Annotated in this window: 9 protein-coding genes; 2 read left to right on the top strand and 7 right to left on the bottom strand. The window is 62.4% G+C overall.

All coding sequences use genetic code 11. The features are described 5' to 3' along the window. Positions 1-157 precede the first annotated feature (157 nt). Positions 158-382: a YgdI/YgdR family lipoprotein gene (locus A7D21_RS09245; RefSeq protein ID WP_053256162.1), complete on the top strand. Its 225-nt coding sequence runs from the start codon at positions 158-160 to the stop codon at positions 380-382. 58 nt (positions 383-440) lie between these two features. Here the strand turns inward: A7D21_RS09245 and A7D21_RS35760 are convergent, their stop codons facing one another. After that, the gene (locus A7D21_RS35760) at positions 441-593 is read right to left on the bottom strand and encodes a hypothetical protein (RefSeq protein WP_167422760.1); all 153 of its coding nucleotides are present in this window, start codon (positions 591-593) and stop codon (positions 441-443) included. A gap of 189 nt (positions 594-782) precedes the next feature. On the opposite strand from A7D21_RS35760, the gene A7D21_RS09240 reads away from it, so the two are divergent. Beyond that, the gene (locus A7D21_RS09240) at positions 783-1,055 is read left to right on the top strand and encodes a hypothetical protein (protein WP_053256163.1); all 273 of its coding nucleotides are present in this window, start codon (positions 783-785) and stop codon (positions 1,053-1,055) included. On the opposite strand, the gene A7D21_RS09235 is transcribed toward A7D21_RS09240, so the two are convergent. The 6 genes from A7D21_RS09235 to A7D21_RS09205 form a co-directional block, all read right to left on the bottom strand. Further along, positions 1,056-2,486: a lipase gene (locus tag A7D21_RS09235; protein ID WP_069551558.1), complete on the bottom strand. Its 1,431-nt coding sequence runs from the start codon at positions 2,484-2,486 to the stop codon at positions 1,056-1,058. 270 nt (positions 2,487-2,756) lie between these two features. Beyond that, a complete protein-coding gene (locus tag A7D21_RS09225; RefSeq protein ID WP_069551556.1) occupies positions 2,757-5,864 on the bottom strand; it encodes an autotransporter domain-containing protein in 3,108 nt (1,035 codons plus the stop codon). Between the two features lie 160 nt (positions 5,865-6,024). Next, positions 6,025-8,982 carry an autotransporter serine protease gene (locus tag A7D21_RS09220; protein WP_069551555.1) on the bottom strand — a complete coding sequence of 986 codons (2,958 nt, stop codon included), beginning with the start codon at positions 8,980-8,982 and terminating at the stop codon, positions 6,025-6,027. A gap of 30 nt (positions 8,983-9,012) precedes the next feature. Continuing rightward, a complete protein-coding gene (locus tag A7D21_RS09215) occupies positions 9,013-10,347 on the bottom strand; it encodes a TolC family outer membrane protein (RefSeq protein ID WP_069551554.1) in 1,335 nt (444 codons plus the stop codon). Between the two features lie 2 nt (positions 10,348-10,349). Beyond that, entirely contained in the window at positions 10,350-11,663 is a 1,314-nt protein-coding gene (locus A7D21_RS09210; RefSeq protein WP_069551553.1) for an HlyD family type I secretion periplasmic adaptor subunit, read from the bottom strand. Next, complete coding sequence (locus A7D21_RS09205; protein ID WP_069551552.1) at positions 11,660-13,411, bottom strand: type I secretion system permease/ATPase; 1,752 nt, start codon at positions 13,409-13,411, stop codon at positions 11,660-11,662. The genes A7D21_RS09210 and A7D21_RS09205 overlap by 4 nt, the downstream gene beginning before the upstream one ends. Positions 13,412-13,511 lie beyond the last annotated feature (100 nt).

Raw genomic sequence — 13,511 nt, 5'->3', positions numbered from 1 at the left:
TACAGAGTGCCGCCAGCGGCGAGCTGTTGCAATCGGTAATAGATAAATGGCGCACGCAACTTTTTGTATAAAAATGATCAGATAGGACAGTTGATGGCGTAACATTTGCGGCCCGCAGCCCATGGCGCGGGACTTTTCAGGGTTAAAGGTAAGGGTTATGAACATGAAGAATTTGGGTCTTCCACTGGTTGCACTCACTTTTCTGCTGTTGGCGGGTTGCTCCACGCAAACCGTCGTGACACTGCAAAACGGCACGCAGTATTTGACCAAGGACACCCCCAAGACCAAAACGGCCGACGGTTTCTATGAATTCACCGATATCGCCGGCAAGCACATCCGCGTCAAGGCGGATGATGTCGCGACAGTGCGCAACGAAAAGTAAGCGCCCGCACACCAAAAAGCCCCGCCAATGCGGGGCTTTTTGTTTGGGCCGCTACCGATCAATACCGGTAGTACGGGTGGTAGTAGGGATGGTAATAGTACGAGTGGTAGTACGGGCGGTAGCAGCATGGGCCCGGATACGCCGGGTACACCGCGCACCCGCCAAGCCCCAGCACTACCAGCGCGCACAGCATCAGTCGAAATCGGGACATGCTCAGCTCCTCACATAACGCGCGAACCTTCTCGCAGGCAGTGATTAAACGCGTGAGCCCGGCCCAATCCGTCGCAGTGCTGCGCCGTTGATCCATGAAGATTTATTTACCGAAGGATTTTCGCCCTGCCGGCGTTTAACCGATAAGCCGCCTTCATTTTCGCGGGCGGTAGCACGGAGAACGACGACCATGGCAGTCATGTCCCGCACGGTACGCGCTCTTTTACTGATTCCGTTGACGCTGGTGGCCCTGGCCAGTGCGCCGGCGTTTGCCGACACCCTCATCATTCGTCAGCCACCCAGGGTGATCGTGGTGCAAGCCCCGCCTCCACCGGTCTATTACGGCCATTGGGGTTATGGCCCACGGCCCTATTACTATCCGCATCATGTCTACGGTTACGGCTATGGCAACCCCCACCGGCCGTATTGGGGCGGCGGCTGGCGGGGGCACCCTTGGCGGTGATCAGCCGATGCTGACGCCGTCCGCCCACAGGCCGCCATGGCCGACGCCAACCAGGGTCACCGAGTCGGCGCCAAACGTGAGCACCGTGTCCGCGCCGACCACTTTGGCATGGTCACGCAGGTCGGTGCTCCCCTGCACGTCCTGGAACACCAGCTTGTCGGTGGTCTGGTAGCCAATCACGCGATCGTTGCCGAACTGGCCACTGAACAGGAAGGTGTTATGCCCACTGTTGTCGCGGATCGTGTCATTGCCTTTGCCGCCTTCGATAAAGTCCGCGCCCTTGCCACCCTGGATCAGGTCGTTGCCGTCGCTGCCAATAATGAAGGTATTGCCCTTGTGCGGTTCGGCATTGCGGTTGAGGTCCTGCACCCACGTAGTCGCCCGCGCCGGGTCGGACAGGTTGGCGACGATTACCGTGGAGTCACGGGTCATCTGGTCATAGAACCCGGAGTCGAGGATGCGCGTCATGCCGTCGCCGTATGCGGTCGGCAGGTGCGAGACCCAGGTCGGCAGGTTGACGATGGAGAACGGCAGCACATTCCACAGCGTCGAGGCGTAGTGGTCGTTGAAGCTGACGATGTTATCGGTGGTCGACTCGTGGGGCTTGTCGTGCACGCCCAGGGACGACAGATTGAAGGATGAGCCGTCCAGCGCGCGAAACACCGGGTCGTTTTCATAGCCGATGTTGAGCACCTTGTCGCCGGCGCTTTGGGTCGGCGATGCATAGGCCACGTAGTTGGCGTCCGTGTAGAAGCCCGACCATTTGTTGGTGCTTAAATCCGCCATGCTGTTGACCGCCAGGCCGCCCAGGCTGTGGCCGCTGACCACCACGTCCTTGCCGGTAAGGCCATGGGCAGCGGCGTAATCGGCGACGTTTTTGAGCAGCCCGCCGAACGCTTCGCCGGCGTAGTTCTTTGCGTAATCCTTGGGGCCCAGCGCCGCAAGCAGATCGCTGACCAGGTCGCCGATGGAGTCGCTGATCAAGGTTTCCCGCGGCCCCGACGTGCCGCGAAAGCCGATGCCGATTTCCAGCAGTTTGCCGGCGTCATCGTACTTGCCCAGCACCTCGACCTGCGCCGTGGTGTAGCCGGCTTTTTCGCCAAAAAACGTGCCGCGCGCATCGACTTTGCCGCCGTAGCCGAGGGTACTTGCAGTGATCGGCGTCCAACCGGCTTTTTGCACCGCCTCCAGCGCGGCTTTTTCCGAATCCGGGTTCCAGGGAATGCCCGGAATGACACCCTGTGAATTCGTGCTGCCGAGCAGTGCACCCACCAGCGTGGCCGGCAAACCAAGCCCCAAGCCATTGTGCTGGTAACCCACGGCAAAGCCGTTATCCAGGTTGTGGTAGGTGTACAACGTGATCGCCATGGCGTCGGCGAACAGCGCTTTGGAGCCCTCGGTGCCGAGGTTTTTATAGTCAAAGATACCCATGGTAGTGCCTCTCTGTTGTTGGATTTGTAGAGAAAGCGAAAACACCCGTTGCCCCTGAGGGAACGGGCTTTATGTGGGAGCAGGCTTGCCTGCGATGATGGCCTCCAGACTGACGCAAATCTACCTGATGCCCGGCGATCCAAATGTGGGAGCGGGCTTGCTCGCGAATACGCTGTACCAGCCAATGAGGCCGTTAACTGACACACCGCTTTCGCGAGCAAGCCCGCTCCCACATAAAGTCCGGTTCCACATTAAGCAGGTCGTGCTTGTTTAGAACGCCCAGTCGAGGCTCAACCCCACCCCGTGGACTTTTTCCTTGCTGGCCAGCAGGCCGTTGTAATCAAAGTTCACCCGCGCGTCCTTGCTCAACGCCAGGCTGACCCGCGCGCCCACCAATGCCGCATCACGCACCATCGGTGCACTTTCCACCGCAAACGCCGGACCGCCCGAAGCAAACGCCAGGTGCTGTTCGGAATCGGTGCTGCTCAGGTTGTGCTGCCAGCCCAGCGTGCCGGACACCTCGAGTTGCTGGTGGTCATTGACGTTGAAGGTCTTCAACGCACGCATGCCCAAGGTGCTCAACACCCCATCGCGGCTGTCGTCGCGACCTTTCAGCGCAGCGGCATCACCCTTCTCGGTGAAACCGTCGGTGTCCAGGTGCACGTAAGCCAGGTTGGCGAACGGCTCCAGGGCCAACGGTTGCAGGTTGACGCGGTACGCCGCCTCGCCGAACACCTGGGTGCTGCTCGCGTCCACTTTGACGGTTTGCTTGCCGGCGACGGCGCCGTATTGCAGGTCGCGCTTCACGTCGGCGCGATGCCAGCTGTAGGTCGCACCACCGCTCAGACGCCAGGCACCGATTTCATGCCCGGCGTATGCGCCGAAGTGGTAGCTGTCGACCGACGCCCGTGAATGGGTGTCGTTGCCCATGTTCAACGAAGTGTCACTGTAGCCGGCGACCAGGCCGATTCGGGTCGCTTCATCCAGCGCGCCATCCACACCGGCAAGCATGCCGCCCAGTGACGTGGTGTAGCCTGCCGTGTCGCTGCGGCTGTCAGTCTTGCCCCACGCGCCCAACGCCTTGACCCACACGTTGCCACGGCTATCGAGGGTCTGGCTGCTGGCGCCCATCTCGCCATGGCGCAGGCGCTCGCCCACGGCTTCACGCACGTAACGGCTGTCATTGATCAACGCACTTTGCAGCGCCGGGTAGATTTCGCCGGAGAGCTGTTGGAACGCACCTTGCGCCGAGGCTGCAGTCGGCGCCAGCAACAGGCTTTCATACACCGCATTGCCCGCGCCCAATTGGTCAGCTGCGGCCGCCACAGCACGCTGGTTGGGCGTCACAGCCACACTGGCGAAGCTGTTGGTGCGCGCCACGTCGAGTTGCACGCCAGTGGCGGCGTAGTTCAAGGTGCCACCGACAAACAGGTAGTTCGGCACTACTGCACCGAAACTGCCGGTGACGCCACCAGCGGCTTGCAGGATGTTGTACTGGCGACCGATCAGGCTGCCAGCCTGCGCATTGGTCAGCAGCGTCGGGCTGTTTTCCAGGGCCAGGGTCACGGTGCCGCCATTGAGCGTGGCGGTCCCCCCGGCGACGATCCGGTCACTGCTGGTCGGCGACAACTCCACCGCGTAGGTCGACCCTGGGTCAAAGGTGACATTCCCGGCCACATTCAGCGTGCCAATGGAATTGCCCGGTGCCACGGTGCCGCCGCTTTTCGCGCTCAGCGAGCCAATGCGCCCGGAGCCGCCGAGCACACCGCGCTGGCCGACGGTCACGTCGGAGCTGACCGAGCCGTTGATCGCCAGCACGCCTTGATTGACCAGGGTCGGGCCGCTGTAGGTGTTAGCGCCGGTCAGCACCAGGGTGCCGATGCCCTGCTTGGTCAGGCCGCCATGGCCTGAAATATTGTTGCTCCACACGTCCAACCCGCAATGCACGTCCGTGCACAGGCGTTGGGTCGGTTTGCCGGCATCCACCACGGCGCCGATCCCTGGCAAATCCGCAACAAACTGCGCGCTGCCATACGCCCCGTCGATACGGAACTCAGCCGGGATATCTTCGGCGGTAATAAACATCGCTGGCCCGTTGACCGCCTTGCCCAGGTTGATCATGCCCCAGCCGTACAGCGCGTCGATGCCCGGCGCGCCGAGGTCGGTGGCGGTGGTTTTGAGCACGGTGGAGATCTGCTCGCCGCTCATGTACGGGAAGCGCTCCATCAGCACCGCCGCAGCGCCCGCCACATGGGGCGCGGCCATGGAGGTGCCGTTTTTGTTGGCCCAGTCGGTGGTGAGGTTGGCAAGGGTGGTGCCGTTGATGATCGAACTGAAAATCTTCGTGCCCGGCGCCGACACACAGAAACTCGCCGCATACCCGCAGCGCGACGAGAAGGTGCTGATCACGTACGGGTTGGGGCTGGTGGTATCCGGGTTTTGTTGCAAGGCCGCGACCGACAGCCAGTTCGGGGCAATCTCCGGCACAAAGTACGCCAGGCCCGACATTGCATCCGGGTTGTTGCGGTTGTAGTCGTTACCGGCGGCAAAGATAGTCAGCACGCCGCTGCGGGCCGCATCGATTGCGCCTTGATAAGCACCACCGGCCAGCGTGCCGAGGATCGGCCGGATGTTATTGAACTGCGCCTGCGCCTCATTGACCGTGAAATTCGGGAACGCCGGATCGCGGCCGCCCTTGGCGTATTGATCGCCAATGCCGATGCCCCAGCTGTTGTTGATGATCCGTGCGCCGCTGGCGACCAGCCCATCCCAGCCGGCCTTGTACACCGCGCCGTCGTTGCCGAGGATGATCCCGTCTTCCGGCCCCGGGTCGCCGTTTTCGGCGCTGAGAATTTGCGCATTGAACGCCACGCCATGCATTGGCCCGCCGTCACGGTTGCCTGCGGCAATGCCGCCGACGTGGGTGCCGTGGTTACCCAGCTTGCCGTTGGAGTCCTGGGACGGCGTGCCGTCATAACGGAACGCATCGCCCGCCTTCACCGGAATATACGGGTCGGTGTATTGGCGGATGCCTTCGGTGACAATCGTCACCACTTTGCCGGGGCTGGCGAATTCCGGGTGCTGGGCGTACACCGGCTGGTCGAAGATCCCCAGCTTGACGCCCTTGCCGGTGTAGCCGGCGGCATACGCGGTGTCTGAATGGATGGCGCCCAGCCCCCAGTCGGCCTTGAACTCGTTGCTGCGCCAGCTCGCGGCGTCGCCCAACTTACCCGTTTCCACATAGGGTGCGGCCTGGGCGGTCCCCAGGCTTGCCAGGCAGCACAGCAACGCGCCGTATGGCACGCAGCTCAAGGCCTTGAGCGGGTAGCCCGGGCCGGTGTGAGTGGCGGTAATTAACCCTGACTTGCGTTTTTTCACGGTGACCTTCCTTAGTTTTCTTATTGCCGGTATGTGAATCACTTTGCTTCAGCGCCGCAGTGCCAGTGTGGGAGCGGGCTTACTCGCGAAAGCGCTGTATCAGTCGTCGCATTCATCACTGACCCACCGTCTGCTCCCACCTGCTGACCTGCGCTGCCGTCTAGAACTGCCAGTTCAGGCTCAGCCCCACGCCCTGGGTTTTCTCGCGGCCACCCAACTGCCCGTGGTAATCCAGGTTGACCCGTGTGGCCTTGCTCAGCGCGAGGCTGGCCTGCACACCGACCAGTGCGGCATCGCGCAGCAACGGCGAACTGCGCACGGCAAATGACGGCCCGCCGGCGACAAACGCCAAGTGTTCTTCGGAATCGACCGTCGTGAGGCTGTGTTGCCAACCCAGGGAGCCGGACAGTTCAAGCTGCTGATGGTCATTCAGAGGCAGGGTTTTCAGCGCCCGCACACCAAGGGTGCTGAGCACGGCATCGCGTCGATCGCTGCCACGCTCAAGCGCTGCGGCAGCGCCTTTTTCGTGGAACGCGTCACTGTCCAGGTGCACATAGGCCAGGTTGGCGAACGGCTCCAGCGCCAGCGGTTGCAGGTGAAGGCGGTACGCGGCTTCGGTGAACAACTGAGCCGTGCGCGCGTCCAGCTTGGTCTTTTGCTTGCCGCTGACTTCGCCGTATTGCAGGTCGCGCTTCACATCGCCGCGATGCCAGCTGTAGGCACCGCCGGCGCTGACGCGCCAGTCGCCCAATTCACGCCCGGCATACGCGCCGAAGTGGTAACTGTCGATGGACGCCGACGAATGCGTGCCGCTGCCCATATTCAGCGAGCTGTCGTTGTAGCCGGCAACCACACCCACACGGGTCTGCTCGTCGAGTGCACCGTCTACACCGGCCAGCAGGCCGCCGATCGAGGTGTTGGCGCCAGCCGTTTCGCTGCGGCTGTCGGTCTTGCCCCAGGCGCCGAGCGCCTTGAGCCACAGGTTGCTTTCACCGTTCACCGGCCCATGGCGCAGGCGCTCGCCGACAGCGTCGCGCAGTTGCAGGCTGTCGTTGATCAGCATCGCGCCAATCGCCGGGTAGATTTCACCGGACAGTTGCTGCAAGCCTTGGCGGGCGGTGGCGACCGAGTCCGACAACAACACGCTCTCATACACCGGGTTACCGGCGCCGAGTTGCTCGGCGGCGGCCGCAACGTTGCGCTGGTTACGGGTGGCGGCGACGCTGGCGAATGTGGCGTTGTTGCGCCCCACGTCCAACTGCACGCCGTTGGCGGCGTAATCGAGGGTGCCGCCGAGGAACACGTAGTTGGGCAGCACCTGGCCAAACTGGCCCTGGATGCCACCTGCAGCCTGGAGGATGGTGTATTGACGGCCAATCAGGCTGTGCACCTGGTTCTGGCTAAGTAACGTCGGGCTGTTTTCCACCGCCAGGGTTACGGTGCCGCCGCCCAGCACGGCCTTGCCGTCCGCGACAATGCGGTCGCTGCTGGTGGGGGTCAGTTCCACCGCATACGTGGAGCCCGCGCCCAGGTTCACATCACCGGCCACCTGCAAGGTGCCTACCGAATTGCCCGGTGCCACCGTGCCACCGCTGTTCACCGACAAGGCGCCGATACGCCCGGAACCGCCGAGTGTGCCACTGGTGTTGACGGTCACGGCCGAGGTCAACGCGCCATTCACGGCCAACAACCCCCCATTAACGCTGGTCGCGCCACGGTAGGTGCTGTCGCCGCTGAGTACCAGGCTGCCGGCGCCGGATTTGATCAGGCTGCCTTCATATACCCGGTTTGCAGCGGCCTGGTCGCGGGCGTTGCCAACGGCGTAATCGGTCTTGTCCTGCTGGCTGGCGGTCGCGCCCACACCGTTTTGCCAGCCCTTGTCGACCAGGGTTTGCTGCCAGGCGCTGTGCTCGGCGCGGTCCTCGGCCTGGCGCTGGAGCAAGGCCTGATCAGAGATTGCATTGCTCCAGACATCGCCCTGCCCGGCGGCCAGGCTGACATTCATCGGGCCAAGCAATTGCCCCGGCCCGTGCATGGCCCGGCCGAGGTCCGGCACGCCCCAGCCCACGATAGTATTCGGTGCTTGAGTGATAGAACCGTCGAGCTGGGTGGCAGTGGTCAACAGCACCTGCAACGCCTGCTCATTGGTCATGTACGGGTAGCGCTCCATCACCAGCGCCAGCGCGCCCGTGGCATGCGGTGCCGACATCGAGGTGCCGGATTTGACCCCGTATCCGCCGTCGGGAATGGTGCTGTTGATCAGCGCGCCGGGGGTGGAAATGCACCAGTATTTGGCGATCCCGCACTTGTTGTATTTCTGGTTATTCGCCTTGTCCAAACCCGACACCGCCAACCAGTGGCCTTCCAGTTCCGGCTGGAAATACGGCAACGCCGAACGCACGCTCGCGTTCGCATAACCGCTGTTACCGGCACTGAACACGTTGATAACGCCGGCCTTTGCCACATCCGCTGCGGCATCCAGCCACGTGCCCTGGTTGTAGTGCTGGGCGTAAGCCGCGTGCAGGTCACCGAGGGTTTGGTAGCTGACGTCCTTGGGCTGGCTGCCCCAGCTGTTGTTGATGGCCCGCACACCGGAATCCACCAACGCGCTGTACACCGTCTTGAAATACTTGGGGTCCGGCGTCGGGCCAAACAAGAAGCTGTCGTTGGCGTTGGTATTGCCCACATAGATTTGCGCGTTGTAGGCCACACCGTGCATGCCTGCGCCATCTCGCGCGGCACCCATGGTGCCGGTGACATGGGTGCCGTGGGAGTCGTTATTGGGGTTGAGCGCACCGGTGGTGCTGAACGGGCGGCCATCGACGTAGGTGCCTGTGGCGGTGACGGCGTGATAACGGTCTTTGGCGGCCTCGGGGTGATTGGGATCGAAGCCTGAGTCCAGCGCGCCGACCTTGACCCCGCTGCCGGTGATGCCGGCGGCATAGGCTTCATCCGCCTTCATGCGCCCCAGGCCCCAGTCGCTCTGGAATTCGGCGGAGCGCCAACTGGCAGGGTTACCGGCTTGGCCGGTCTCGGTATACGCCGCCTGTGCCGCAACGGACAACAGGAGCAAAGAGCCTGCAGTAAACGGTTTGAAACGCGGTGAATCGGTGATCATCTAAATCATCCTTATTGTTTTTATAAGTGCTCATTTCACAGGGCCGAAGGCCTCATCGACTTTCGCAAGGTCGGTGTCGCGCAAGTTGCCCGCGTAGTAGTGCAATTTGGTCCAGGCCATCAGGTAGTCATACCGGGCCTGGGCCAGGTCGCGACGGGTGCTGTACAACTGCTGCTCGGCGTTCAACGCGTCGAGGTTGACCCGCTCGCCGCCGAGGATGCTTTGCTTGGTCGACACCACCAGCGCCTCGGCCGACGCCAGGGCTTTTTGATAGGCGCGCAACTTGCTCACCCCCGACAGGCAGGCGCTGAACTGGCGACGCAGCTCAATCAGGGTTTCGCGGGTTTTGCCTTCCAGCTCGTACTCAGCCTGCTCCATGCTGCGACTGGCCTGACGGGTGGAGGCCGAGACGGCACCACCGGCATACAGCGGCAGGCTCACTTCGACGCCGATGGTGTTGGTGTCGTAGCGCTGGTTGTAGGTGTTGCCGCTGTCGGACTCCTGCTGGCGTGTACTGGCAAACGCGGTGATCTTCGGCAGATGCCCGGCGCGGTTGCGCTCCACTTCATAGCGCGCGACTTCGACGGCCTGACGCTGGGAGGCCAGCGTGGGGTTATTGCTGATCGCCAGCTCATGCCAGGTGTCGTAATTGGCCGGGGTCAACGTGAAGGCGGCAAAGCTTTGGTTCAGCGGTGCCAGGTCATTGATGTTGACGCTCTGCACGCCGATCAACGCGCCCAACTCGCGTAACGACGCGTCTTGTTCATCCAGCGCCTGGATTTCTTCGGCGGTGGCCAGCTCGTAACGGGATTCGGCTTCGAGGATATCGGTGCGGGTGCCCTCGCCCTGCTGGAACAGGTGCCGGTTCTGCTGGAACTGCTGCTCGAAGGCCTTCTTTTTGGCGCGGGCAATGTCGATCTGGTCCTGGGCAAACAGCGCCTGGGTGTAATAGCTCAGCACCCGCACCAGCAGCGCCTGGCTCTTGTCGCGAAAGCTTTCATCGGCAAACAGCGCCTGGGCCACGCCCTTGCGATAGTTGGCATAGGCTTCGTAGTCAAACAGCGGCTGCTGCAAGCTGAGCGTCGAGCCATAGCTGTCGTAGTTGCGGTTGTCGTGATAATTACCGCCGCGCCCGTCGGGCAAGGTGGCTTTGGAGTTGTTGCGGCCCTTGTTGTAGTTGTACGAGAGCCTGGGCAGCAGCCCGGCGCGGCCGATGGTGCGGCTTTCCAGGCCGGCGTCGCGCTCCTTGATGGCCCCCAGAAACACCGGGTCGTTGCGCAGGGCCTGCTCGTAGACATCAAACGGGCCCATGGCGGCCTGGGCACTGGTGCAGCTCAATAGCAACGCGAGGAACACAGGCTTCATGCTCATTCCTCAGTCAACGCAGAGCCGGCGCGATCGAGCAGCGGCTTGAACAGGTAATTCAGTAACGAGCGCTCACCCGTGCGCACGAACATCTCGGCGGGCATGCCCGGCTTGATCACCAGGCCATGCAACTTCGCCAGCGCCACCTCGCTCACGGTGGTGCGCAGCACGTAATACGGCGCGCCGGTTTTTTCATCGAGCATCTGGTCGGCGGAGATCAGGCTGACTTCCCCCGGCACGCGCGGCGTGCGGCTCTGGTTGAAGGCGGTGAAGAGGATATCGACCGGCAAGTGCGTGCCGACTTTGTCCACCAGGTGCACCGGCAAATGCCCTTCGACTTCCAGACGCGTGCCTTGCGGCACGATTTCCAGCAGGGTCTCGCCCGCCCGCACCACGGCACCTTCGGTGTGCACGCCAAGGTTGACCGCAATGCCATCGGCCGGCGCATTGATTTCGCTGTGTTGCAGGTTGAAGCCCGCTGAGGTGAGCTGCTGCTCAAGGGTCAGGCTGCGCAGCTGCGCATCGGCCAGTTGGCTGCGGACTTCCTTTTGATATTCCTCGCTGTGTTGCTGCAACTTCAGGCGTGACTCCAGGATGCCCTGCTCTACACGCCCGCTTTCGCCGGTGTTCTGCGCCAGGTCTTGCTGCACCTGGGACAGTTGGCGCTGGTATTCCATAAGCCGGTTACGCGGGATGTAGCCGTTGTCGGCCAACGGTTGCAGGTTGCTCAGTTGGTCACGCAGCGACTGCGCCTGGGCGGTCAGGTCACTGCGGGCCCGACGCATGCCGCTCAACTGTGAGGTGGCGCCGTCAATGTTCGCGCGGATACCGGCTTGTTCGCGGGCAAACGCTTCGCGGCGGCTGCTGAACAGTTGGCGCTGGCCTTCCAGCACCAACGCCAGCGCCGGATCGGGATCGGCGCTCAGCTCGGCAGGAAAGGTAATGCTGGAGCGGTTGTCACGTTCACTCTGCCAGCGCGCCACACTGGCCCAGGCCATGCGGTACTGGGCTTGCAGGGACTGCACGTCGGCCTGATTCTGGGTCTGGTCGAGGCGAAACAGCGGCTGGCCCTGCTTGACCAGCTCGCCCTCCTTCACCAGGATCCGGCTGACCACGCCGGGGCTGAAGGTTTGCACCGCCTTGCGCTTGCCCGACACCACCACCGTGCCTTGCACCGGAATGCCCTGGTCCAGCGGGGCCAGGCTGGCCCAGAGGAAAAAACCACCGGCGCCGACCAGGGTCAGCAACCAGCCCATACGGACAAAGAAACCGGCGTCACGCTGTTCAAAACGGGGTTCAACAATAAGGCTGCTCATGCGCCTGGATTCCTTCCGGCTTGGTACTGACGGCTGAGGCTCACGCCGGCCTTTTCTCGCGGTGCTTCCTGCTGGCCCGACAAGGCGCGCAGCACTTCCTGGCTCGGCCCGAACGCCTGCAGGCGCCCTTCGTTGAGCACCAGCAACTTGTCGGCCTGGGCCAGCGCCGAGGAACGGTGCGTCACCAGCACCACGCTGCTGCCCTGGGCTTTCATCTGCACGATGGCGCTGGCCAATGCCGCTTCGCCGACGGTGTCGAGGTTGGAGTTGGGTTCATCCAGCACGATCAAGCGCGGGCCGCCATACAGCGCACGCGCCAGCGCCACGCGTTGTTTCTGGCCACCGGAGAGGCCGCCGCCGTTGTCGCCAAGCACGGTGTCGTAGCCTTGGGGCAGGCGCAGGATCAGTTCATGGACACCGGCTTGTTGCGCGGCCTTGACCACGCGTTCAGGGTCGGCATCGCGAAAGCGCGCGATGTTGTCGGCGATGCTGCCGCTGAACAGTTCGATGTCCTGGGGCAAGTAACCGATATGTGGGCCGAGGTCGTCGCGGTCCCAGCGATGAATATCCGCGCCGTCCAGGCGCACAGTGCCCGCCAGGGTCGGCCACACGCCGACCAGCACACGGGCCAGGGTGGATTTGCCCGAACCGGACGCACCGAGCACGCCGAGCACTTCGCCCGCGCCGAGGTTAAAGCTGACTTGATGCAAGGTCGCCAGGCGCCGCCCCGGCGGGCCTGCGCTGACGTGTTCGAAACTGACATGGCCCTTGGGCGCCGGCAACGCCATCTGCGCGCCTTCCGGTGGAAATTCGCGCAGCAATTCGTCGAGGCGCTGGTAGGCCAATTTGGCCGAACTCCACTGCTTCCACACCGCAATCAACTGGTCGATGGGGCTGAGCACACGGCCCATGAGGATCGAGCCGGCAATCATCATCCCGGCGGTCATCTCGCCCTTGATCACCAAAAATGCGCCCAGCCCCAGCACCAATGATTGCAGGCACAAACGCAGGGATTTGCTCAGCGAGGTGATCACCGAGCCGGTATCGCTGGCGGTGTTCTGATAGCCGAGAAATTGCGAATGCACGGCGAACCAGCGTTTGCGCAACGCACCGAGCATGCCCATGGCCTGGATCGTTTCGGCGTTGTGCAAATGGCTGGTCGCCAACTGCGTGGACTGCTGGGAGAACACACCCGCCTCGCCCAACGGTTTTTTGGTCAGGTATTCATTCAGGCACGCCAACGCGATCAGCAGCACCGCGCCCGCAGTGGCCAACACGCCGAGCCACACGTTGAACAGGAAAATCACGAACAGGTAGATGGGAAACCACGGCGCATCGAAAAACGCGAACAACGCCGGCCCCGTGATGAATTGGCGGATGACCGTCAAATCGCCCAGTGATTGCCCGGCATGCCCCTGGCCCCGTTGCAGGTTGCGTTCAAACGCAGCCTTGTAGACGCGCAAGTTGAATCGCCGCTCCAACTGGCTGCCGATACGAATCACGATAAAACTGCGCACGACTTCCAGGGTGCCGATAAACGCGAAGAAGCCGACGACCATCAGCGTCAACATCACCAGGGTGGTTTCATTCTGGGAGGACAGCACTCGGTCATACACTTGCAGCATGTAAATCGACGGCACCAGCATCAACAGGTTAATCAACGCCGTGAAGCAGCCAATGCTGATCAAAATACGCTTGTATTCACCCAACGCCCTGAATAAGGGCGCAACCGCATGGGACTTCGCCATATCTTCTTATCTTCCGTGAGCGAATGACGCGCAATAGTTGCCCAACCCCTGAATAAGGGCGGCCAACTATAAAAATCGAGTTATAGGCTTATAACTTTTT

This window comes from Pseudomonas sp. AP19, assembly GCF_001728855.1.
Lineage (GTDB): Bacteria > Pseudomonadota > Gammaproteobacteria > Pseudomonadales > Pseudomonadaceae > Aquipseudomonas > Aquipseudomonas fluorescens.
The sequence above is the reverse complement of the archived record's forward strand: the minus strand, read 5'-3'. Positions and strand labels throughout refer to the sequence as shown.